Here is a 21,521-nt window from a genome sequence, read left to right as displayed (position 1 = left end):
CAGCGCCCCCGCTAGTGCTTACGCAGTGAGCCTGACAAACCGCACTGCGAGCTTTTACGACCGCTACGCGGTCGAGCGGGAGCAAGCTCCCTCGCCACTACAGGACTTGTCACTAAAACAAGCCTTCGACCTGCAACATTCTTCGTTCGGCCACTTAAGTGAACAGCATTACGCATCCAGCCGGGCGCTAGAGATCCGCTCCCTGGCCGCATTGATAATCCTCTGCATGGGCCTGGAGCATATTGAACAGGTGTTCCTGAGGCATCGCGCAGTCCTGCAACGGTTCGGGCGCTACCCCGTTCCATTGCTCATCGGGGTCGCTTTCGATAATCAGCAGCGGCACCTGGGCGTCGTTGCAGAAGGCGAGGATGTCCCGCAGCTCCTGTTCACGTTCTACATGGTCGTTGTGAAACAGCCTGGCGCTGTAGAAGAAGCCCTCGGCGCCACGGCGCAGATAACCCTGGGCAACGCTCAGGGACAGGCCCAGGCGCTGATGGAGAAACTTGACCAGCGCCAGGCTGGTGGTGGGGGTCGCCGCAGCGATGCTGATCCGGGACATGGCGGGTTCCTTGAAAAACCGTGGGCAATGACAGCGCGGTTACTCGGGGCGCCACAGGTCGAGCCCTTGCACATGACGCTCGATGTCGTCCATGTCGTCCTCCCCCAGCGTGCAGTCGAAGGGTTCACTGAGAATCCTGCGCACCAGGGCCAGGCGCTGGGTGACCTGCTGCTCATCGATGAAATCGCTGGTGGCGCGCTGGTAGTCGGCCACGGGTTTGTCCCGGTAATGGGCGCCCATCCTGTGCAGCGAGATCAGGACGAACTCCAGTTCCGCCAGGGCTTGCAGCGCCTGCTCGCCCGACAGCGTGATGGTACGATTGCTTTCCAGCATCCAGTGCTCCTTGGCTTTGAACCGTTGGACAGGTCGTGGGCAAGCACCGTCACCGACTCGGCGCCGGAGCCAGCTTGAGCCGCGTCGGGTCGATGGCGCAGACCATGTTGCGCAGCTCGCCCAGCAACGACTGGCGGGGAAACGCGGCCCATTGCGCCGTGTCTTCCTTGCGCGTGACCTCCACGCCCTGGGCGAACGGCTCGGAGAAGTACACCCGGCCGAACTGCGCCGACTCATCCTTCTCGCAGTTGATCACCCGGGTCGCCCGCGAGCTGTGGATCGGCGGCTTGCCACCGCCCAGCTCGGTGGGCTTGGCGTAGTTGTTGACCAGGTAGAACTGCCGCAAGTGCGGGTTGTTCTGGTAGAGGGCCAGCGAGTTGGCGGCAAAGTAGGTGGCCAGTTCCGGGCTTTCCAGCACCTTGAACATGCCCTCCGGACGCTGCGGCGCCGGGGCCTCGTTCTGGCTGCCCGAATGCGCGCAACCGGCGAGCACGACCACCGCGCTCAAGCTCAGCAGCTTGTTCATCGGCCCGCTCCCTGGGCCAGGTCCGGCCGTTCCTGGTCGAACAAGGCCTGATCGACAGTGCCCTGCAGCGAGCAGAGCAAGCGGGTCTTGCCGTCTTCTTCGCTGAGCATGAGGATTTTTTCCGCGGAGCCCGGGGCCGGGGCGATGCCCGACGCGGCGGCCGGATTGTCCTGCCAGGGCGCCGTGGCGTTGAGTTTGATCTGCGGCCGGGAGATGAAGTACTCACCAGCCTCCTGCCAGCCGGCCTGGGGCAGCGCGGCCATCACCGCGGCGCGGCTGGCATCGACCTCGAAGCCCCAGAAGTGGAAGCTGCCCTGCTCGCCCAGGTCGAACTGGCGATCGTAGTAGCCGGTCAGGCGCAGGCCGCCATCGGTCAACGGGCGGGAAAACGCCTGCGTTGCCGAGTAGTTGTTGAGGCGGTCGGCAACCGGTATCCAGGCGATGCCCTGGCGCTGATTCTCGGACAGCTTGACCACCTTGCCGAGTTCGGCGCGCTGCTGATACAGGGCCTTGAAAAACCCTGGCTGGCAGTCCAGCAGGCTCTCGCTGAGGCTGGCGGCCTGAGCCGTAGCGGCGCTCAGTCCCAGGAGCAAGGCCAACAGCGGTGAAGTGGAAAGGCGGGGCAAGGTGCGCGTCCGATGCATGGTCTGGAACATCCTGAGCAGGCAAAAAAAACGCGACTCTACCTGCGCAGGCCGCGTCGAGACAAATCCGCTTGCAGGCGCCCGGCTTGTGGGGCCGAGCGGCGCCGCTTCAGAGAAAAATGCTGCCCTTGAGATACAGGGCGCCGTGGCCGCTGATGATCACCCGGCCGTTGTCCAGCACCTGACACTCCAACTGCCCCTTGCGCGCCCCGCCCTGCTGCGCCCGCAACTGGCGCTTGCCCAGGCGCGCGGCCCAGTAAGGCGCCAGGGAGGTATGGGCCGAGCCGGTGACCGGGTCTTCATTGACCCCGACCCGTGGGCCGAACCAGCGCGAGACGAAGTCGAAGGCCCGGGACGGCGCCGTGACGGCGATGCCGCGCACATCGAAAGCCGCCAATGCGGCGAAATCCGGCTTGAGCGACTCCACCAGGCGTTCGTCGTCCACCACCAGCAGGTAATCGTCGGTGCGGTACAGGGCCTCGGCCGCCGGCAAGCCCAGGGCTTGCAGCAGGGCCGGAGCAATCGCCACGGCCTCGGGCTGCTTGGCGGGAAAGTCCATGGACAGCAGGCCGCCCTCGCGGCTCACCCGCAACTCGCCACTGCGGGTGGCAAAGCGCAGCACGTCGCGGCGCTCGCCCAGTTGCTCGAACAACACCCAGGCCGCCGCCAGGGTGGCGTGCCCGCACAGGTCGACTTCCACTGTGGGGGTAAACCAGCGCAGTTCGAAGACCTCGCCCCGGGGCACGAAAAAGGCGGTTTCCGAGAGGTTGTTCTCCAGGGCGATGCGTTGCAGGAGCTCATCGGGCAACCAGGCCTCCAGCGGGCACACCGCCGCCGGGTTGCCACCGAAGACGTGGGAGGTAAAGGCATCCACTTGATAGATATCGAGCTGCATCGCGGTCATTCCTCGGCGCCTTCGGCGCGGATCTGTTCCAGGTAGTTGTAGATGGTGTAGCGGGTCACCCCGAGGGCCGCCGCGGCCTTCTCGATCCCGCCCTTGACGATGAACACTCCGCGCTCCTGCATCTGGCGCACGGCGTCGAGCTTGTGCCGCTTGCCCATGCGCGTCGAGGTTCCCGGGCAGGCGCCCTGGATGATCTGGGCCAGCAACTGTTCCATGTCGGGGGCCTCCTCGCGGCGCGGTGCGGGCGCGCTGCCCAGACCCAGCATCTGCCCCAGGCAGGCATGGGCGGCGGCGATGCCGCTCAGGTCGCTGTTGCTGCACAGGCTGGCGAAGGGCTGCCCGCTGCTGTCGCGAAAGACCACCGTGGAACTGCGCAGCTCGCGGCCGTCGGGAGCCAGGGTCGGGTAGTTCTCCAGCACCAGCGGGGTGCTGGCGGAGCGGTCCTGCAGGGCGCGCAGCACGGCGGCAAACCCCAGGTCCTGGCGCGGCCCGCCCAGCACCGGATCGCCCACCCGGCGCCCGGTGACATGGCCGTTGGCGATGGCGACGATCGACGACTCCGGGCGGTCCAGGTCATGCAGGACGATTTCCACATGCTGACCGACCACGCTGGCGAGCATCTGCAAGGTGCTGCGCAGCACCTGCAGGACCAGCTGACGCTCGGCAAGCAGGGATGGGCAAGGTTGATTCATGGGGCAGCGACCAGGGCAAAGGGGTCGAAAAAATATCAACACATTGTTGAATATTCAACTTTTCGTTAATTCAACGAGCACGACACGCCTTGCACTGCCCCAGTATCCGGCGCCTCAACCCCGGCCAACCTCCTGAAGACGTTGCAGCCCTGGGCCTGGGCCCCGAGTTCCAGCGCAAGGAGCGGAGTGCGAACAACCGGACAGCGGGCTAACCTGCCGCTTGCCCCCCCCTGCCCCGGATCGCCAATGCCCCACTGCCCCGCCACTGAGTTTCTTGCCGCACTGGATGCCGACTGGGCGGCGCTGATCGCCGCTGTCGGCCCTTGCCTGCACCAGCCCCGCCCGGAGCGCGAGCCTTATCAGGCGCTGGTCCGCGCGGTGGCCTACCAGCAACTGCACGCCCGCGCCGGCGACGCGATTCTTGGCCGGCTGCTGGCGCTGTTTCCCGGGCTGGGCTTTCCTGACCCGCAGCAACTCTGCGCGCTGAGCGTGGAGGCCCTGCGTGGCTGCGGCTTCTCCGCACGCAAGATCACCACCTTGCAGGCCATTGCCGAGGCGACCCTCAGTGGCTGGGTGCCGGACGGCGAGCGGGCCCGCGCCATGGACGACGAAGTCCTCATCGAGCGCCTGACCCGATTGCCGGGCATTGGTCGCTGGACCGTGGAAATGTTGCTGATCTACAGCCTGGAACGGGCAGACATCCTGCCGGCGAACGACTTTGGCATTCGCCAGGGCTATCAACGCTTGAAGGGCCTGGAACACATGCCGGCGCCGCGCCAGATAAGCCAGCTCGGCCAGGCCTGGAGCCCCTGGCGCACCACGGCGGCCTGGTACCTGTGGCGCGTGCCGCCGACCTGAACCCCGCGCCAGCAGCCCGCTACAAGGGGGACAATTGAACCGCAGGCGCGGAACCCCTACAGTCACGCCCCTTGATATCAATCCGAGGTCAACGATGGCTGCTCTTCGCCTGACTACCCTGCACACCACCCAAGCGGTGCTGGACGCCTTCCGCGACAGCAAGGTTCCCGCCGAGGTGCTGCTCGAAGGCAGCGGCATCCAGCTGGCGGACCTGGAGCTGCCCAACAGCCTGATCAACATCGGCCAGGAAATGCGCGTGTTCAGCAATGCCGTGGCCTTTCGCCAGGACCTGGGGCTGGTGCTGGGGCGCAATCTGCATATCAGTGCCTACGGCATGTTCGGCCTGACCCTGCTGACCAGCGCCACCCTGCGCGAAGCCTGGTCCCTGGCGCTGCGTTATCCCCTGCTGCTGGGCACTTTCTTCCACCTTGATCTGGAAGTCCGCGACGGCCTGGCCTGGCTGATCGCCGACCAGTACAGCGAGACCGAGCTTGAGGTGTTCAACACCGATTTCTGCATGTCGTCCTACCGGGTCACCTGCCAGGACCTGCTGGGCTGCACGCTGCCGCTGCGCGCGGTGCACCTCAAGCACCCGCCGCAGCCCTATCTGGACAGCTACGAGCAGGCCTTCAACTGCCCGGTGCAGTTCAATGCCGGGCGCAACGCCATAGGGTTCGATCTGGAATGGCTGGACCGGCGCCTGCCCCTGGCCGACCTGGTGACCCAGAACGACATGCTGCAGCGCTGCATCCGCCTTAACGAGGAACTCAGCGCGCGGCCGACCTGGATCGATCAGGTGCGGCGCCTGCTCAATGAACAGCTGCACGCGGTGCCCGACTTCGACAGCCTGGCACGCCAGGTGCATTGCTCGCCAAGCACCCTGCGCCGGCGCCTGCGGGCCCAGGACACCAGCTACCAGCAACTGCTGGACGAGCTGCGCTATGCCCGGGCGCAGCAACTGCTGGGTCAGCACAGCCTGCCCATCTACCGTATCGCCGAAGCCCTGGGCTTCAAGGAGACAGCCAGTTTCCGCCACGCCTTCCAGCGCTGGAGCGGCGTCGCCCCCGGACGCTTCCGGCAACTGGCCGGCCAGCTCGGCCCGCTCTCGGAGCAGGCGCAAGATTGACGCTAAATATCCCCTATTGACCGTTGCCAACATTCTCTCAGGGGCCTATCCGGCCAAGAATGACTCCCCCGGAAGGTCCCGCTCATTTCAGACAAGGAGTTGTCACATGAAATCGCTGCACACCGCCCTCACCCGCCTGGCCCTGAGCTGCTCCCTGAGCGTCCTGGCCCTGAGCGCCGCCGTCACCGCCCAAGCCGCCCCCGAGCGCACGGTGAACATCTTCAACTGGTCGGAATACATCGCTCCCAACACCATCAAGGATTTCCAGGACCAGAGCGGGATCAAGGTCAAGTACGACATCTTCGAAAGCAACGAAGTGCTGGAAGCCAAGCTGCTGACCGGCAACAGCGGCTATGACGTGGTGGTGCCTTCCAGCGGTTTCGTCAGCAAGCAGATCAGCGCCGGGGCGTTCCAGCCCCTGGACCGCGGGCAACTGCCGAACTGGAAGAACCTCGACCCGGCGGTGATGAAACTGCTGGAGCAGAGCGATCCGGGCAACCGCTATGTGATCCCCTACATGTGGGGCACCAACCTGATCGGCTACAACCGCGACAAGGTCCGGGAACTGCTGGGCAGCGACGCGCCGGTCAATAGCTGGGACCTGGTATTCAAGGAAGAGAACCTGAAGAAGCTCAGCCAGTGCGGCGTGACCTTCCTCGATTCCCCTGCAGAAATGCTGCCCCTGGCCCTGCACTACCTGGGCCTGGACCCCAACAGCCAGAACCCCGAGGACTACCGTAAGGCCGAGGCCCTGCTGCTCAAGCTGCGGCCTTACGTGCGCTACTTCCACAGCGCCAAGTGGATGGGCGATATCGCCAACGGCAACATCTGCGTGGCCGTGGGCTACTCCGGCGGCTTCCTGCAGGCGGCCAACCGCGCCAACGAAGCCAAGAACGGCGTGCACATCGAAATGCGCATTCCCAAGGAAGGCACCCTGGTGTGGATCGACACCGTGGCCGTTCCCGCCGGCGCCAAGCACGTGGACACCGCCCACGCCTTCCTCAATTACCTGATGGAACCGAAAGTCATCGCCTCCATCAGCAACTATGTCGGCTACCCCAATGGCGTGAGCGATTCCAAGCCGTTCATCCAGCAGACGCTGCTGGACAACCCGGACCTGTTCCCCAGCGCCGAAACCATGACCCGCCTGTTCCCCCTGGCGCCGTTGCCGGCCAAGGCCGAACGCACCCGCACCCGGACCTGGGTCAAGGTCACCAGTGGCCGCTGAACCATCCACCGCGAAGGCCCGCCAGAAACCCCGCGCGGCCTTCCCGTGCCGTGGCGCGACATGCGCCCGGCATGCCTGAAACAAGAGTTGAATATGCCGTTGCCCACTTGCCGCCAAGCCCCCCTGCATCAGCTGTCGATCGAGGCGCTGCTGCAAGGCTTTGCCCGTTTGCAGTTCACCCCGGTGGACCTGCTGCAGGCCGTCCTGGCACAGATCGAGCGCCACGAGCCGCAGCTCAACGCCCTGTGTGAACGCCAGGATCAGGCCGCGCTGCTGGCGGCCCAGGCCTCCACCGCGCGCTGGGCCGCCGGGCAGCCGTTGGGCCGGCTCGACGGCATTGCGCTGCTGGTCAAGGACAACCACGACATTCGCGGCTGGCGCACCCGCAACGGCTCCAGGGCCCTGGCCGAGCGTCCGGCGCTGTCCCACGATTCCGCCCTGGTGGCGCGCCTGCGCCAGGCCGGGGCGATCTTCATCGCCAAGACCACCCTGCCCGAGCTGGGCAGCACGCCGCTGACCGACAGCCCGCTGACCGGGGTCACCCGCAATCCGTGGAACCTGGCCCTGCATGCCGGTGGCAGCAGTGGCGGCAGCACCGCGGGGGTCGCCGCCGGTTATGCCCCGGCGGCCACCGGCAACGATGCCGCCGGATCGATCCGTACCCCGTCGAGCTTCTGCGGGGTCATCGGCTTCAAGCCCAGCCACGGGCTGGTGTCCGCCTGCCCGAGCATCGACCCCGGCGGCATGGTGGCCGAAGGACCGATTGCCCGCCATGTGCGCGACATTGCCTTGCTGATGGAACTCATGAGCCAGCCTGAGCCCGGCGAACCCTTTGCCTGGCCCCATGGACCGCAGGATTTTCTCGAACACATAGAGGACGGCGTCAACGGCCTGCGTATCGCCTTCAGCGCCGACCTGGGCTACGCCGCCCATGTCGACCCGCAGATCGCCGCGGCCTGCCTGAACGCCGCCCAACTGCTGCAGGCAGCCGGCGCCAGCCTGACCCTGGCCTCGCCGGACATCGGCAACCCGGCGCCGAACTACCTGCGGGCCTGGCCGGTGGAAGTGGCGTGCGCCGTGACCCAGGAAATACCCGTTGAACATCGCCATCGGATCGGCGACTTCCTGCAGCAGTCACAGGTCCGGGCACGCCAGCTCAACGCCCTGGATTACGCCTGCGCGGTGCAGGAACGGCACCAGGTGGCTCAGCAGCTGCATGGGTTTCTTGGTGAATATGACCTGCTGCTGACCCCCACCGCGGTGGTCGAACCGTTCGCCGTGGACCGGCAGATGCCGCCGGACTGGCCGGAGCAGATCAGCGCGATGTGGCAGCCGACCACCTTTCCCTTCAATTTCAGCCGCCAGCCGGCACTGAGCATGCCTTGCGGCCTGAGCGCCGCCGGCCTGCCCATAGGCCTGCAGATCGTCGCCCGCTTCGGCAGTGACGCTCTGGTCCTGCGGGCCGCCCGAACCCTGGAAAAACTGCTGCCTGCGGGGCTGTTCAGCCAGCCCGCCGGCCTGCTCGACGCCCCCGGGCACGCATTGCACTGAACAACCCGCTGACGCAGCAACAGCGCGTCGCTTTACGGACAAGGAGGTGGACCATGGATTCTTCTAGCAGTTGGTATCAAGACACCCAATACGAACATGACATCTACGTGATGATCATCCGCGAGCCCAGCTCGCCGAGCCTGTACGCCCACCAGTCCGGCCCCAGCTTCAGCTACGTGGGACGCCTCACCGGCCATGGCCAGCACCCGTGCTTTTCCGTGCACTTTGCCTGCCCGCCCTACGGCAACGACTACACCAGCACCGAAGCCGCGCTGCAGGCCGGCCTGGCCCATGGCCGCGCGCTGATCGAGCATTGGCGCACCCGGGGCAGCAAGCCGCCGGCGCGCAGCGCCGAAGTGGCCCTTTCCAGCTACAACAACTGAGCGCCTTCAAAAGGGCTGGCCGAGCAACGCCGGCCTGTCAGTCCGCCGCCAGTGAGCTCAGGTAGAGCAAGGCCTGGCGGTACTTTTCCAGGCGCCGCAGGTCTTCGGCGCCCGGCTCGGGAATCCGCGACAGGTCGCTGTTATCCGCCAGGTCCGCACGCTTGACCCGACGCGCCAGGGGATTGGCCGCCGCGCGCCGGATGAAGGCCGGGTAATCCTCGCCCTCGACCTTGGTCAAGGCCGACAGCGCCGCCAGCACAGGCGCGGAAAAACCTTCGGCGCGCAGTTGCTCCAGGGTCACCGCGCTGTCTTCCAGCACATCGTGCAGCACCGCGACAATCCGCTCCTCGGGCTGCTCCACGCCCAGCATCACCCGCAGCGGGTGCAGGATGTAGGGCGCACCGCCCTTGTCGACCTGCCCGGCGTGGGCCTGGGCGGCGATGGTGATCGCCCGTTCCAGGCTGCTCATGAGCCGGCCCTGTGGCAGGGAGCATTGACAAAGAACTGGGGCATGGCGGACCTCGAACGAAAAAAATGGGCTGCGACAGGATACTCCTCATACCGGGCCATGACCGATGATCGCCGGCCAGCGCGCGACTGCAGCAGACATTGATATCGATCAAGCGCCCGGATCGCCGCCGGGATAAAGCTTGGGGCAATTGCTTGCCCTTTGCCTTTCCGGAGACTTGACCATGTCCAGCACTGCTCTCGATATCCTCGCCCAACCACCCTTCCCGGCCCAGCAAGGCCAATACTGGATCGACGCCCTGAGCGACGGCAGCCACGTGCTGATCCGCCCGCTGCGCCCCCAGGACCGGGATCGGGAAAAGGCCTTTATCGAAAACCTCTCCCCCGTCACCCGCCACCAGCGCTTTCTCGGCGAGGTCAAGGAAGTCGGCGATCAGTTGCTGGATCAGCTGATGGACGTCGGCACCCCGCAACGGGTGGCCTACGTGGCCCTGGTCCACGACAACGGCGAACTGCGGGAAGTCGGCATCAGCCGCTACGCCCAGGTCGACGACCAGCCCTGGCGCTGCGAATTTGCCGTGACCATCGCCGATCAATGGCAGGGCAAGGGCCTCGGCGCGCTGCTGATGCAGCACCTGATCGATGAAGCCCGCGCCAACGGTTTCCAGCAACTGTATTCGGTGGACTCGGCCACCAACTACAGCATGCGCCGCCTGGCCAAACAGCTGGGCATGCGCAGCAGCATCGACCCCGACGACGCGACCCAGGTGATCCACAGCCTGGCCCTGTAACCGCCCGCGCGCCGCGCCTCGGCTTGAGGCGCGGTGCACGGCAGCCAACACTTCAAGATGCAAAGACCATCGCACAGCGCCGTCAACCCATGCGGATCTCGGTCACCCACGGGGTATCAGGCCTGTTGTTCAATACAGGCTCAGATTACGCAACTGGCCAGTATTGACATCAACGTGGGCCAGCCTGCCGCGTTGATCGAACAGCAACCAGTCAGGCCCCAGGCAACGCACACCCACTGCACAGGACTCGGGCCAGATCAGACTCGCCGCCAACTGTGCCCGAGGACGGTGAATGAAGTGCCACATCTGCTCACCCGATGCAGTGAAGTAGCCAGCGACTAGCCATTGTTCACTGAGCTGCGCTCGCGGTGACTGGTAGAGGTCGTCCCCCAGGCCAGGCAAGCGCCAGCCCTGTCGATTGTTGGCCAACTCCAGAATCAGCACCGGTTCGGCTGTCTCAGGGGCCTTTACCCAGACACTGAAAACCTCTCCGTCGACACTCAAGTGGCGTCTGGGCGTCGAGCCGTCGACATTCTGTGCAACCACCTGCAAGCGGTCGCGCGCGCGCAAACGTCGCTCCGGCAACAGGTAATGCCAGCATTCGCTGTCGCCTGATTCGCTGCCGACCCACCACCATTCATTCTGCGCGTCAGCCTGCAGTTGCAGGACTTGGCCCGGTACATCACCAACATGCCAGAGGGTCCTGAAGCCATGGTCCACATCCACCACCCGCACCTCTTGTTCCAGGCCAATGGTCCAGGCAACGCCATCGAACTCGCGGGCAAACTGCTGCAGCACCAGCGTTCCCAGGTCGGTGGCCTGACGCTGCACCAGATCCAGCTTGCTGATGCGCCAGACCTTGTCGCGCCGGGCCAGCACCAGCGCTACCTGCCGCCCATGTGCCAGGACAATCTGCCAGGCTGGCTGTGCAAAATTGAACAGCACCCGCCCTTGCGCATCGACCACCGCCGCGCCGGCCTCCCCGAGCGCCAGCAGATAACGCCCGTCGTCCAGGGGCACGGCATCGAGGATCGGACGCGCGCCGGCATCGCCCGCACGCCACTCAAGCGGCTCACTGCGCTCGGCCAGGGCCACAGGCCGGTGGCGCGGCAACAGCCTGGCGGGCAGGTCCTGCTGTAACAGCTTGTTCTGACTCAGTTTGACCAGCGACAACAACTGGGCCGTCTGCATCTGCCCCACGCCTTGAGCGGCGTCGGCCAGCAGCGCGTGCACCAGGGCGTTTGCCAGCCAGGCCAGCGGCTTGCTCTGCGACTTGTGCTGCAACAACGCCTCGGCCAGCCCCGCACGTTCGGCGCTGCGCTGCGGTTCGTCACGCAGTTGCGTCAGATAGTCGGCATAGGCATCCAGGGTGTCCGGCAGCAGGATGGCACGCTTGACCAGGGCTGCCGCCGCCAGTCGTCCTCCAGCGGCTTCGGCGGCGAGCAGCCATTGAGCTGCCCGCTCACGCTCGGCAGGCAGGCTCCAGATCACATCCACGGCCTGCAGCCACAAACCTTGACGCGTCAGGTGATAGGCCCATTCCAGGCGCAACTGCTCGGCCTGTTCTGGCCAGCGCTCTTGCAGCAGCACCACCGCATCGGCGAACGCGTCGTCACGCCGCGCGACATGCAGGGCTTGCTGCCAATCACCGGCCAGGCACAACAAGCGCACGATCACCGACGCCGGAGAGTCCCAGGCCAGGGCCAGGCCGGCCGCCTGTTCGAAGCGCCCATGACGCTCCAGGTAGTCCAGGGCTTCCTGATGGGCGTTGAGCAGTTCGGCGAGGACAAACACGGCCTCCTCGATACGCCCCTCACGGTCCAACCGGTTGAAGGTCTGGCGATAGACCTGGCGCAGGTGCTCGCGAATCTCATCATTGAGCGCCAGGTTGCGCGATACCGATTCCCCGCGGTTCAGGTCAAGGTCCTTGCGTGGTTGCGGGGTGGCAAAAGAAGGATCGCTCGGCATGCCATCCTTCATCAGCGGTATCGCGTGGCGCAGGGCCTGGTCTAACTGGCCACGCTCGAACATGTCGAGCATGCGCTGCAGATAGGCCGCCTGGCGCCGACCATACAGGTCTTGCCAGACCACTCCCTGAGCCAGACGCTGCAGCCACTTGCGCCAGGCTGACGGCTTGAAGCGCCGTGCCTGGGCCCGGGGCTTGATCGCTGGCGCCTGCTGCCAGGCCGACTCCGCCGCCCAGGCCCCGCCCTCGGCGCTATTACCCGGCGTCCCCCCCTGGTCCTGGCCAAGGACTTGAGCAGTATGCTTGGACGCCGAGTGCTCGGAGCCCTTGCCGCTCACGCCGGGCTGAACCCGTAACTGGTGGCCCAGCCATGCCAGAAACAGGGTAAACAGCACGGCACTGAGCAGTATCGATGCAATCCACAGCAGCAGATCCTCGGGCCCGGCTTGCGCGTCGATCTGCCGGGGCTTGAGCAGGCTGTGGCCCAGGTTGAAAAACAGCATCAGGCCCAACAACGCCAGGCCACCATGCAGCAGCCAGCGCTGCTTGCCCGGCGCCGCCAAGGCTTCGACTGCCTGCCCCATGGAGAACTTGCGTGCCTTGCCGGTCGTCGATTGACGCGGCTGCCGCTCGGCCAAAGCCCGCATGACCACCTCACGCTCCGGATCCGGCGCGGCCACACAGTTACCCAGGATCTGACGGATGTCGCTCTGTAGCGGCTCTGGCTCAGGGAGCTGGGACGGTAAGCTCATCTGGCAGTCGAAGGTATCGAGCAACGGGTAGTCGCCAAGCTCAAGCCAGCTTCCAGGCGCCAGCAAACGGGAAGATGCCAATTGCAGGGCCTGCACCTGACCACCACGGACCAACCAGAGATCGGCCTGTGGCAAGGCCTGGCGCTCTTGCGAGTCCAACGCTGCCGAGCACAAGACCGGCCCGAGACGTATCAACGGCCAACCCTCAAGTTGCTCACACACCCGCCACAGAGGCTGGGCGAACGACAATAGGTCACCGTCGGCAAAACGCCGGGCGCTGGCGCCGGGTTGCCATTGCTCAAGGATCATTCGCTGGCGCTGCGCTTCACTGAAGCGCTCATGGGCAAACCACAGAGCCGCCACCGGCTGCCTGCCCTGCAACAACGGACGACGGATCACCCAGGCGGTCGACTCAGGCATGGGATAGCTCCTCGCTGGGTTTCAGGTTGCAGTGGATCTGCAGGCGCATCCGCTCCTGCGCCAGGGAATAGACCAGCAGCTCGCGCGTTCCGGTGAGCACTGCAATCAATCCGCTGATGGAACAGAAGCTGCTCTTGACGACTTCATCGCTGCAACTGAACAAGACCCGCTGCTCACCCGAGTGGTACAGCGCAACGGTGCGTCTATCGGGTCCCAGTAGAACCAGTGAGTTGCCCTCGCGCACGGGGTCATGCCACAGGCCGAAGCCGCGCCAACCCGGTGCCAGGCGCAGTTCCTGACTGCCGCTGCGCGTCAGCAGTTGCCAGCGCTCGCCCGCGGCGCCCGGTGTCAGCAAAGCGCAGGCACCGAAGTCCTTTTGCCAATGCCCTCCGGCCGCCACCAGTATCTGGGTAACCCCGGCGGCCGCCCCTAGACGGTAGGTCTGGCGAATTTCGCCTCCTGCACAAGCGGTGCGTGCCAGTAATTGCCCGGCCTCTTCACGCACATACACCAGGGTCTGGGAATCGACCTTGGACAGGCCCAGAACATGGTCTGCCAGCAGCAGGCAAGTGCCGGGGGGCTCATCGGGGGAGGCATGACGCAGCACTGACCAGCGGGCCAGCCGCCCCTGACTGTCGAGAACGAAATAGCGCCCATGATTTTCATCGCGCAGCCAGGCGCAGGCCAGCAGCGTCGCGGTGCCCGACGGCAGCTTGAGCACCTCTGGACCGGGACACAAGACATCTGGAAGGCCGCCTACGTTCCAGAACGACAGCCGATCGTCATAGCGGAGCAAAGCCCCCGCCTTGCGCCCCACGAAGCTCATGGCCAAGGGCCGGCCGCTGGATTTCCAGAGTTGTTGATGAATCGTCGGAGGCCGCTTGTGCGCCGCACTCGGCAACCTGAGGATCAGAGAACCGGGCTGGTCCAGCAGCACCATGGCAATGTGGGTTCCGGCATCGGAGATGACCGGCGCCAGCGTCAGCAGCACCCGTGGAGCAGCAATCGCAGAGCGCCCTTCTACAGCCGCAGGCGCCTGGAACTCGCCCTTGAGCATGCGCAGGCCGACATTGACCGGGGGGATTGGCAAGCACGTCCGGGCCCGCCTGGCGCCGCTGATCTCAACCTCCAGGGAGCCACCGTCGAGGCTTTGCTGCACCTGCACCTGATAGCGACCGGCCAGGCCCATGTCGTCGATGGGCAGGCGCTGCCCGATCGCCCAGCATTCAGCCCAAGGTTCGGACTGCGCGCTCAGCCATTCGCTCCAGCGCTGCCCATGCTCCGGCTCCACGCACTGGAAGGTCCGTTGCCCCAGCAGGTGCCGCAACTGCACCGCCGTCTCCAGTTCGTACAGCTGGTTGTCGGCATCCTGCAGGACGCCCCAGCGAAACGCAGCGCCCGCCGCACGCGCACGCTGCGCCAGAATGATCATCAGCGCCAGGTGAACCAGCCTTGGCGCGCCTAGCTGCAAGGGCCCGGCATCAAACAGCGCAATCAGCGTGCCGCTGGCCTGATGGGTCCGGTATTGGGGCGCAACGAACAGATGCTCCGCGCTGACAGCACGCCGCAGAAATTCCTCCGGCAGTTCCTCGGCCAGCAGCCATTCGCTGGCAAGCAAACGCTCATAGGAGCCTCGTTGGTGCAGATCACCCAGGCCATCGGGCTCCGGATCACCGCCCTGCAGTCGCCCGCTGAGCGGCCCCAGCAACGGATGCAGGCGCCGCAGACAATCGCCCAGCACGGTTTGCAACTCGAGATCGAGCCAATGCAGCCAATCGCTCCAGGGTTGAAGGCTTTGCGGTAACTGCATATCAGCTCTGCGCCCAGTAGTGGGCAATACGTGCCAAATGCTCCTCGGTGACCGGCAATTGCCGATCCAGAGGAATCACTGCGGCGGGCTCTGGCCACAACAACAAGAGGGAACGCGCCTCTTTGTCGAGCAGTGCCTGCGCCAGCAGTTCGATGGCGACCTCAGGTTCATAACGGGTCGGCAGCCATAACGCGGGAGCCTGTTTATGACTGGCGGCATACTGGACGCCTTCGACCCAGGGCAAGTCGGATTCAGCCCCCAGCACCACCAGCACCCGAGCATTGGCGGTGGCCTGCAAACGCCCGGCCTGCGCGCCAGGCAACTGCCGCAAGCGCTGATGCAAACGCCGGGCGACCGCATCCCAGGCGACCGCCGCTCTCGGCGGCTGCGCCACGGCTCGTTCGCGCCAGGCCCAGGTCAACGCCGGTACGCCACTCATGGCAGCACAGCCAGCAGGCCCACTAGTTGTGCACGCACGATTTGCAGCGAATCCGGGAGGTTCTGTGGGTCGAAGTTGGCGTCGATCTCGCGCAGCATGCTCTCTACGGACGGGCCATCGAGTTCCGTTCGCTGCAACAGTTCCCGGGCGCTTTCCAGCAAGCGGTGGAGCCGGGACAGCGGTTGCAGAGTGGCCTCCTCGACCGCGCCGAACAGGTGGCTGTTGCCTGACTTCGCCAGCAGCTCACGCAACACCTCGCGCCCCCGCAGTTGGCTGTCCTGAGTGGGCAGTGCATAAATCAGTGGCCACAGATCCGCCTCTGTGGCCTGCTCCCTGCCGCACAACAGGGTGGCAGCAGCGATCAGCCGCTGGGACTTGACGATGCGTCGATCGGAAAGGGTGATTCCCGCCTCGCGCAAGCACCTGATCGCATGGGCCAACACGGGCCGCACGCCCTCCAGATCGACATCCTTCAAAGCGCGATTGAGGCCCTCGAGCTGACTCAAGTCGAGCATCTGCGCCACGGCCTGGCGCTCCACCTGCCAGCCACCGCTGAGCAGGGCTTCGAGTTGATTGTCTGGCACCGCATCGACAAACAGGTGCAGCAGGAATCGATCCCCGAATGCAGCCAGGGCCGGGTCTTCCGGCAAAGCGTTGGCGGCGCCGACACACACCCGCAAAGGGCATTGGATCTGAGTGTGGCCACGTCTGAAGCGACGCTCGTTGAGCACCCCGAGCAAGGTATTGAGGATGGCCGTGGAGCCTAGAAAGACCTCATCGAGAAAGACGATATCGGCTTCTGGAAGCATGCCGCTGACATCGGTTTCCACCGTTCCTTCGCGCAGTTTCTTCAGGTCGACCGTACCAAACAGCTCCGAAGGCTCGGTAAAACGCCCTAGCAGGTATTCGAAGTAGCGCCCGCCCATGGACTGGGCCACGCGACGCACCACCGCACTTTTTGCGGTACCCGGTGGCCCGATCACCAGCAAGTGTTCTTGAGCCACAGCAGCCAGGACAATCAGTTCCGCCAATTGCTCGCGACCGACCAACCCCTGGGTAGCGACGCGAACCACACTACGGATCTGTGCAGCGGCACTGTGCAATGAGGTGGTCATCTTCGTCATCCCTGAATAAAAGCCGAGGATTCTGCCTGAGTCCCTTGATCGAGCAAAGACTCGCAGCGGCAGTCGGGCCCTTAACACTCTTTGACAGTTTCCCGACAAAGCTGTCAAAGACTACCCAAACGCCCTTGCCTAGCATCCGCCCATCGAATGTCCGGTCGGTTGCTGTATGTCTCCCAAACTTCTTCACCTGCCATTGCTCGGCATGCTCCTGGGCAGCCTGGGCTGCAATGGCCAACCCCCTGCGCCGCCGACTATCGGTCGCGGCGACTACGCCAGCATCATCGGCTACCTCAAGCAGCACATCCCCCGGGAAATGGCCGAGCATCGGGTGCCGGGGCTGTCCATCGCCCTGGTGGACGGCCAGGAGCTGATCTGGGCCCGGGGTTTCGGTTTTGCCGACCGGGACCGCGGCCTGCAAGTGACCGAGAACACCGCGTTTCGGGCCGGGGCCCTGTCGCAGTTGCTGACCGCCACCGCTGTCATGCAACTGGTGGAACAGGGACGCCTGCAGCTGGACGCGCCGCTGCAGGACAGCCTGCGGGAGTTCTACGTCCGCTCGCGCTTTCACCAGGACCAGAACGCCGCCGACCAGGCGGTGACCCTGCGCCGCCTGCTCAGCCACCAGGCCGGCCTGCCCACCGAATACCTGCGCGACCGCTACACCACCCAGGCGTTGGGCGAGCTGCCGGGCAAGGTCAGCGGGATCTGGCTGAACAACTGCCCAGGCACCCAGACCGCCTACTCCAACCTGGGCTATGCCCTGCTGGGCGCGGCGATCGAGCGCAGCAGCGGTCTGGACTTCGAGCGCCAGTTGCAGAAAAGCCTGCTGCGCCCGTTGGGCATGAGCCAGTCGAGCTTCCTCGGCACCAGCCTGGCCCAGCCCTACCGCGCCCGGGGCTATACCGACGGGCTCGGCAGCGCCGACGAACCGCTGCGCGACCTGTCCGCCACCGGCCTGTGGAGCAGCCCGCGGGACCTGAGCCGCTTTGTGCGGATGCTGTTCGCCCAGGGCCACTACAAGGACCGCCAGGTGCTGTCCCCGGCCTCGATCAAGGAAATGGTGCGGGCGCAGAACAACGGCAACCCGCTGGATTTCGATTGCCAGGTGGGCCTGGGCTGGTACCTCTCGCCCTGCGGCGAGGAATGGGTTCGTCCGGGGATCCGGACCTGGCAGCACAGCGCGGTGGGCAGCGACTTCCAGGCCCGGATCAGTGTGCTGCCGGAGCAGCAGCTGGCAGTGATCGTGATGAGCAATTCAGGCTCCGGCGAGGCCGTGGCCAGGCCGCTGGTGACCAAGGTGCTGCGCATGCTGCTGCAGGCCCACGGTGCCCCCGGGAGCCAGAAGCGCGACAGCGCCCAGCCTCAGGAGCAGGTCAGCGCGCGGCGGCGGGTACCGGAAGCCGCCGACCGCCAGCACCTGGCGGGTTTCTACGCCACCACCTGGGGCGTATTGCGCATTCGCGACCAGGGCCAGCGCCTGTTCGGCGAGCTGGCCGGCAAGCGTTTCGAACTGCTGCGCGACGAACAAGGCTGGCTGCGGGCCCAGAAGAAATTCCTCGGCGTGTGGCTGCAGGACCTGGGTGACCTCGGCCAGGTGCAGCTGGACCTGTTGAACGTCCAGGGGCGCCGGGTGTTCACCGCAAGGCGTCACGGCCAGCTGCTGGCCATGGGCGAACGCGTCGATCCGGTTCCCCTGCCCGACAACTGGCTGTCCACGGTAGGCACCTACCAGGCCCTCAACGAGGACGCGGCCAACACCGGCATCAGCGATATCAGCATCGCCCTGGAGGACGGTTTCCTGATGATCCGCAGCCTGCAACAGGGCCGCGTGACCACCGACTACATCCTCGCCCCGATGGACAACGCCCACGCCGTCATTGCCGGCCAGGGCCCGGGCCTGGGCGATACGGTGCGCCGCCAGATCAATGGCATCAGCGTCCTGGGCTACTCATTCAAACGCTCCTACACCCACCAATACCTGAGGTTCTAAAGCCCTATGAAAACCCTGAAACGCACCACTTCCGTCACCCTCCTGGCAAGCACCCTGGGTTTGCTCGGGGCGTCCCCGGCCTTGCACGCCGAGGACTGGACATTCAGCGTGCGCGGTGGTGCCGCCAGCATGCCGCGCTACAGCGGCAGCGACGAACGCAGCGTGACGCCGATTCTCGGCGCCGAGATCGTCAGCCCCTACGGCTTTTTTCTCAACACCGAACAAGGTCTGGGCTGGGGCAACGAATGGGGCGGCCTGTCCTTCAGCACCTGGGTCGGCGCCAGTGACGAGCGACGCGACAAGAACCACCTGGGCCAGGGCTCCAAGCGCCTCAAGGGCATGGGCGAAATCAAGTCCCGGGCCCAGTTCGGCGCACACCTGGGCTACGACCTGGGGCCGTTCGAACTGGGGGCCACCGTGACCCACGCGCAGAAGAAGAATGACAATCGCGACACCGGCTCGGCCTACAGCCTGCTGCAACTGAGCATCGCCAGCACCCTGTACGAGGGCCGCCTGGGCAGCCTCGACGCCAGCCTCAGCAGCCTGTTCGGCAACGCCGACTACATGCAGACCTGGTATGGCGTGAGCAACACCCAGGCGGCCAATAGCCGCTTCAGCGCCTACCGCGCCAAAGGCGGCCTGGTGAGCAGCGGCGGCGACCTGACCTGGAGCCTGCCGCTCAATGAACAGACCAAGCTCTCGACCCAGCTGTCGATGCAGTACCTGAGCAAGGAAGCCGGCAACAGCCCGATCGTCGACCGGCGCCTGCAGACAGTGCTGGGCACCCAGATCGAATACAGCTTTTGAGCTTCAAGCGGCAAGCTTCAAGCTGCAAGCGGTGGCGTTTGGCTTGCCGCTTGTAGCTTGCCGCTCGCAGCTTGTAGCTTGCCGCTGCCTTCAATCCACATGCGCCCAGGTCATGCGGAACGAAGCGCCGCCCCATTCCGAATCCAGCACTTCGACCTGGCCGCCGTGCCACTGGCAGACCCGACGCACCAGCGCCAGGCCCAGGCCGAAGCCGCCGGTGCGCCGGTCACGACTGGCATCGAGGCGGGAAAACGCCTCGAAGATCTTCTCCCGCCCATCCACCGGCACGCCGGGCCCGTCATCGTTGACTCGCACTTCGTAGCCGTGCTCCAGACGCACCAGGGACACCTCCACCCGGCGCTCGGCGTAGCGGATGGCATTGCGCAGCAAGTTGATCACCGCCCGGGCCATGAAGCGCGGCTCGATGCGCACGTAGTCCACCTGGCAGCAGCGGATCAGCAACTGCACCCCGGCCGCCTCGGCCTCCAGGGCCACGCTGCCGACCACGCTGTCGAGCCAGTTCTGGGCCTGGATGTCTTCACGGCTGATGGTGGCCGCGCCGTGTTCCAGGCTGGCGTAGGTCAGCAGCTCGGAAACCATTTCCTCCAGTTCGCCAAGGTCGGCGTACATGTCGGCGATCAGTTCGCGGTTTTCCTCAGGGTCGGGCTGTTGCTGCAACTGGTCCAGCTCGAAGGACAAGCGGGCAATGGGTGTACGCAACTCGTGGGACACCGCATTGGTCAACTCGCGCTGATTGGCGATCAGGCCCTCGATGCGCGCCGCCATGCGGTTGAAGTGCTGGGCCAGGTCGCGGATGTTCGAACGCCGTGACAGGTGCAGGCGGGTGCCCAGGTCATTGCCGCCGAAACGCTCGGCGGCCAGGCGCAGGCGCTCCAGGTCACGCCAGTGCGGACGCACCCAAAAGTACAGGACGATGGCCAGCAGTACGCCGAGCAAGGCGTAGGCGGCGATGTTGTAGAGCAGGGTCAGCGGCGGGTCTTCCGGCAGCTTGATGCTCAACAGCTGGGAGCCGCCGTCGATGCTGGAGATGAATTCGTTGAAATCATCGCGGACCACCAGCTGGTTGGAGCTCAGCAGCGCCCGCTCGCGCTCATCGAGGCCCAGATCGCCGGCCTGCACCAGCTTGAGCGCCAGCCCGTAATGGGGCTTGAGCTGCTCCAGCTGGCGCTTGCGCCCGGCTTCGTCGAAAGGCCGCAACTGCTCGCTCAGGCTATAGGCCGGCCCGCGCACCGCTTCCCGGTTGTAGGCCTCGATCAGGTCCACGGCCAGGTAGTTGAGGAAAATGTGCTGCACCGCGGTCATGGCTCCGGCATAGCCCAACGCCAGGAATATGTAGAGCCCGAGAAACAGACGCAGCATTCACACCTCCCAGGCGAACGGATTGAACAGGTAGCCCTTGCCCCATACGGTCTTGATGCACACCGGCTCGCGGGGATTGTCCTTGAGCTTGCCGCGCAGTTTGCTGATGTAGACGTCGACGCTGCGGTTCAGACCGTCGAACTCGATGCCGCGCATGCGGTTGAGAATGTCGTCCCGGGACAGGGTCTTGCCCGCCGCGCTGGCCAGCAGCCACAGCAGCTCGAACTCCATGGTGGTCAGTTCGATCGGCTCGCCGGACAGGCGCACCTCGCGGCTGCTGCGGTCGATGCTCAGCACGCCGAACTCCAGGGCCCCGCGCGCAGCGCTCGACTCCGGCACCTGGCGCCGCTGCAGGGCCCGCAGGCGCGCCAGCAGCACCGCCGGCTTGATGGGCTTGATCACGTAATCGTCGGCGCCGGACTCCAGGCCGAGGATGTGGTCCAGATCGTCTTCCTTGGCAGTGAGGATGACGATCGGGGTATCGGCCACGGCGCGGATCTCCCGGCACACGTGCAGGCCGCTCTGGCCCGGCAACATCAGGTCGAGCACCACCAGTTTCGGTTTGAATTCGAGATACGCCGCCAGGGCCACGTCGCCCCGGTGCACCGCCAACACTTCAAAGCCATGCTGGGACAGGAAATTGGCGATCAGCCCGGCGAGCTTCTCGTCATCTTCCACCAGCAGGACCTTGCCAAGCCCCAGGTTATCCATACCTACCCGTTCGCGAACACAGAGTTTTGAGTGCGCGCAGTATAGAGGGGCCAAGGTTA

The 21,521-nt window shown here is 65.4% G+C and carries 21 protein-coding genes; 8 read left to right on the top strand and 13 right to left on the bottom strand.

From position 1 onward, the window contains the following. Positions 1-187: 187 nt before the first annotated feature. From DNK59_RS22125 to DNK59_RS22100, 6 genes are all read right to left on the bottom strand, one after another. Complete coding sequence (locus DNK59_RS22125; RefSeq protein WP_110724608.1) at positions 188-559, bottom strand: hypothetical protein; 372 nt, start codon at positions 557-559, stop codon at positions 188-190. A 39-nt stretch (positions 560-598) separates the two neighbouring features. Then, entirely contained in the window at positions 599-892 is a 294-nt protein-coding gene (locus tag DNK59_RS22120) for a hypothetical protein (RefSeq protein ID WP_110724607.1), read from the bottom strand. Between the two features lie 49 nt (positions 893-941). After that, on the bottom strand, positions 942-1,418 hold the full coding sequence (locus tag DNK59_RS22115; RefSeq protein WP_110724606.1) for a surface-adhesin E family protein: 477 nt from the start codon (positions 1,416-1,418) through the stop codon (positions 942-944). Beyond that, positions 1,415-2,062, bottom strand: coding sequence for a hypothetical protein (locus DNK59_RS22110; RefSeq protein WP_110724605.1), 648 nt, complete (start codon positions 2,060-2,062; stop codon positions 1,415-1,417). Before DNK59_RS22110 ends, DNK59_RS22115 begins: the two co-directional genes overlap by 4 nt. 109 nt (positions 2,063-2,171) lie before the next feature. After that, the gene (locus tag DNK59_RS22105) at positions 2,172-2,957 is read right to left on the bottom strand and encodes a PhzF family phenazine biosynthesis protein (RefSeq protein ID WP_110724663.1); all 786 of its coding nucleotides are present in this window, start codon (positions 2,955-2,957) and stop codon (positions 2,172-2,174) included. Between the two features lie 5 nt (positions 2,958-2,962). Continuing rightward, complete coding sequence (locus DNK59_RS22100) at positions 2,963-3,658, bottom strand: transcriptional regulator (protein ID WP_110724604.1); 696 nt, start codon at positions 3,656-3,658, stop codon at positions 2,963-2,965. A 246-nt stretch (positions 3,659-3,904) separates the two neighbouring features. Here DNK59_RS22100 and DNK59_RS22095 point away from each other — a divergent pair, with 246 nt between their 5' ends. From DNK59_RS22095 to DNK59_RS22075, 5 genes are all read left to right on the top strand, one after another. Next, entirely contained in the window at positions 3,905-4,516 is a 612-nt protein-coding gene (locus DNK59_RS22095) for a DNA-3-methyladenine glycosylase (RefSeq protein WP_110724603.1), read from the top strand. Between the two features lie 94 nt (positions 4,517-4,610). After that, on the top strand, positions 4,611-5,642 hold the full coding sequence (locus tag DNK59_RS22090; RefSeq protein ID WP_177431286.1) for an AraC family transcriptional regulator: 1,032 nt from the start codon (positions 4,611-4,613) through the stop codon (positions 5,640-5,642). 106 nt (positions 5,643-5,748) lie between these two features. Further along, complete coding sequence (locus DNK59_RS22085) at positions 5,749-6,870, top strand: polyamine ABC transporter substrate-binding protein (protein WP_110724601.1); 1,122 nt, start codon at positions 5,749-5,751, stop codon at positions 6,868-6,870. A gap of 93 nt (positions 6,871-6,963) precedes the next feature. Next, positions 6,964-8,421 (top strand): amidase, encoded by a 1,458-nt coding sequence (locus DNK59_RS22080; RefSeq protein WP_110724600.1) that lies wholly within the window; start codon positions 6,964-6,966, stop codon positions 8,419-8,421. Between the two features lie 53 nt (positions 8,422-8,474). Next, a complete protein-coding gene (locus DNK59_RS22075) occupies positions 8,475-8,804 on the top strand; it encodes a hypothetical protein (RefSeq protein ID WP_110724599.1) in 330 nt (109 codons plus the stop codon). 37 nt (positions 8,805-8,841) lie between these two features. Here the strand turns inward: DNK59_RS22075 and DNK59_RS22070 are convergent, their stop codons facing one another. After that, on the bottom strand, positions 8,842-9,273 hold the full coding sequence (locus DNK59_RS22070; RefSeq protein ID WP_110724598.1) for an HD domain-containing protein: 432 nt from the start codon (positions 9,271-9,273) through the stop codon (positions 8,842-8,844). A gap of 223 nt (positions 9,274-9,496) precedes the next feature. Between DNK59_RS22070 and DNK59_RS22065 the strand changes: the two genes are divergently transcribed. Continuing rightward, positions 9,497-10,063, top strand: a complete 567-nt coding sequence (locus DNK59_RS22065; protein ID WP_092315261.1) for a GNAT family N-acetyltransferase — start codon at positions 9,497-9,499, stop codon at positions 10,061-10,063. Positions 10,064-10,192: 129 nt separating this feature from the next. Here DNK59_RS22065 and DNK59_RS22060 read toward each other — a convergent pair whose 3' ends face one another. From DNK59_RS22060 to DNK59_RS22045, 4 genes are read right to left on the bottom strand one after another with little or no spacing between them, the layout of a single operon-like run. Next, positions 10,193-13,201 carry a bpX6 domain-containing protein gene (locus DNK59_RS22060; protein ID WP_110724597.1) on the bottom strand — a complete coding sequence of 1,003 codons (3,009 nt, stop codon included), beginning with the start codon at positions 13,199-13,201 and terminating at the stop codon, positions 10,193-10,195. Continuing rightward, positions 13,194-15,011, bottom strand: coding sequence for a hypothetical protein (locus DNK59_RS22055; RefSeq protein ID WP_110724596.1), 1,818 nt, complete (start codon positions 15,009-15,011; stop codon positions 13,194-13,196). The genes DNK59_RS22060 and DNK59_RS22055 overlap by 8 nt, the downstream gene beginning before the upstream one ends. A 1-nt stretch (position 15,012) precedes the next feature. Continuing rightward, entirely contained in the window at positions 15,013-15,450 is a 438-nt protein-coding gene (locus tag DNK59_RS22050; protein WP_110724595.1) for a hypothetical protein, read from the bottom strand. Continuing rightward, positions 15,447-16,565, bottom strand: a complete 1,119-nt coding sequence (locus tag DNK59_RS22045) for an AAA family ATPase (RefSeq protein ID WP_110724594.1) — start codon at positions 16,563-16,565, stop codon at positions 15,447-15,449. Before DNK59_RS22045 ends, DNK59_RS22050 begins: the two co-directional genes overlap by 4 nt. A gap of 175 nt (positions 16,566-16,740) precedes the next feature. Between DNK59_RS22045 and DNK59_RS22040 the strand changes: the two genes are divergently transcribed. Both DNK59_RS22040 and DNK59_RS22035 read left to right on the top strand, forming a co-directional pair. Beyond that, the gene (locus DNK59_RS22040) at positions 16,741-18,564 is read left to right on the top strand and encodes a serine hydrolase (RefSeq protein WP_110724593.1); all 1,824 of its coding nucleotides are present in this window, start codon (positions 16,741-16,743) and stop codon (positions 18,562-18,564) included. Positions 18,565-18,570: 6 nt separating this feature from the next. Then, entirely contained in the window at positions 18,571-19,371 is an 801-nt protein-coding gene (locus DNK59_RS22035; protein WP_092315265.1) for a MipA/OmpV family protein, read from the top strand. A 90-nt stretch (positions 19,372-19,461) separates the two neighbouring features. On the opposite strand, the gene DNK59_RS22030 is transcribed toward DNK59_RS22035, so the two are convergent. After that, entirely contained in the window at positions 19,462-20,751 is a 1,290-nt protein-coding gene (locus DNK59_RS22030) for an ATP-binding protein (RefSeq protein WP_092315267.1), read from the bottom strand. Continuing rightward, entirely contained in the window at positions 20,752-21,462 is a 711-nt protein-coding gene (locus DNK59_RS22025; RefSeq protein WP_092315269.1) for a winged helix-turn-helix domain-containing protein, read from the bottom strand. Positions 21,463-21,521: the final 59 nt, after the last annotated feature.

Source organism: Pseudomonas sp. TKO26 (assembly GCF_003225665.1).
GTDB lineage: Bacteria > Pseudomonadota > Gammaproteobacteria > Pseudomonadales > Pseudomonadaceae > Aquipseudomonas > Aquipseudomonas saponiphila.
The sequence above is the reverse complement of the archived record's forward strand: the minus strand, read 5'-3'. Positions and strand labels throughout refer to the sequence as shown.

Coding starts and splice junctions, on each gene's coding strand:
- DNK59_RS22085 (WP_110724601.1), top strand. CDS start 5,749: ATGAAATCGCTGCACACCGCCCTCACCCGCCTGGCCCTGAGCTGCTCC.
- DNK59_RS22030 (WP_092315267.1), bottom strand. CDS start 20,751: ATGCTGCGTCTGTTTCTCGGGCTCTACATATTCCTGGCGTTGGGCTAT.
- DNK59_RS22105 (WP_110724663.1), bottom strand. CDS start 2,957: ATGCAGCTCGATATCTATCAAGTGGATGCCTTTACCTCCCACGTCTTC.
- DNK59_RS22125 (WP_110724608.1), bottom strand. CDS start 559: ATGTCCCGGATCAGCATCGCTGCGGCGACCCCCACCACCAGCCTGGCG.
- DNK59_RS22025 (WP_092315269.1), bottom strand. CDS start 21,462: ATGGATAACCTGGGGCTTGGCAAGGTCCTGCTGGTGGAAGATGACGAG.
- DNK59_RS22065 (WP_092315261.1), top strand. CDS start 9,497: ATGTCCAGCACTGCTCTCGATATCCTCGCCCAACCACCCTTCCCGGCC.
- DNK59_RS22110 (WP_110724605.1), bottom strand. CDS start 2,062: ATGCATCGGACGCGCACCTTGCCCCGCCTTTCCACTTCACCGCTGTTG.
- DNK59_RS22120 (WP_110724607.1), bottom strand. CDS start 892: ATGCTGGAAAGCAATCGTACCATCACGCTGTCGGGCGAGCAGGCGCTG.
- DNK59_RS22035 (WP_092315265.1), top strand. CDS start 18,571: ATGAAAACCCTGAAACGCACCACTTCCGTCACCCTCCTGGCAAGCACC.
- DNK59_RS22070 (WP_110724598.1), bottom strand. CDS start 9,273: ATGAGCAGCCTGGAACGGGCGATCACCATCGCCGCCCAGGCCCACGCC.
- DNK59_RS22090 (WP_177431286.1), top strand. CDS start 4,611: ATGGCTGCTCTTCGCCTGACTACCCTGCACACCACCCAAGCGGTGCTG.
- DNK59_RS22100 (WP_110724604.1), bottom strand. CDS start 3,658: ATGAATCAACCTTGCCCATCCCTGCTTGCCGAGCGTCAGCTGGTCCTG.
- DNK59_RS22095 (WP_110724603.1), top strand. CDS start 3,905: ATGCCCCACTGCCCCGCCACTGAGTTTCTTGCCGCACTGGATGCCGAC.
- DNK59_RS22055 (WP_110724596.1), bottom strand. CDS start 15,011: ATGCAGTTACCGCAAAGCCTTCAACCCTGGAGCGATTGGCTGCATTGG.
- DNK59_RS22075 (WP_110724599.1), top strand. CDS start 8,475: ATGGATTCTTCTAGCAGTTGGTATCAAGACACCCAATACGAACATGAC.
- DNK59_RS22060 (WP_110724597.1), bottom strand. CDS start 13,201: ATGCCTGAGTCGACCGCCTGGGTGATCCGTCGTCCGTTGTTGCAGGGC.
- DNK59_RS22115 (WP_110724606.1), bottom strand. CDS start 1,418: ATGAACAAGCTGCTGAGCTTGAGCGCGGTGGTCGTGCTCGCCGGTTGC.
- DNK59_RS22050 (WP_110724595.1), bottom strand. CDS start 15,450: ATGAGTGGCGTACCGGCGTTGACCTGGGCCTGGCGCGAACGAGCCGTG.
- DNK59_RS22080 (WP_110724600.1), top strand. CDS start 6,964: ATGCCGTTGCCCACTTGCCGCCAAGCCCCCCTGCATCAGCTGTCGATC.
- DNK59_RS22040 (WP_110724593.1), top strand. CDS start 16,741: ATGTCTCCCAAACTTCTTCACCTGCCATTGCTCGGCATGCTCCTGGGC.
- DNK59_RS22045 (WP_110724594.1), bottom strand. CDS start 16,565: ATGACCACCTCATTGCACAGTGCCGCTGCACAGATCCGTAGTGTGGTT.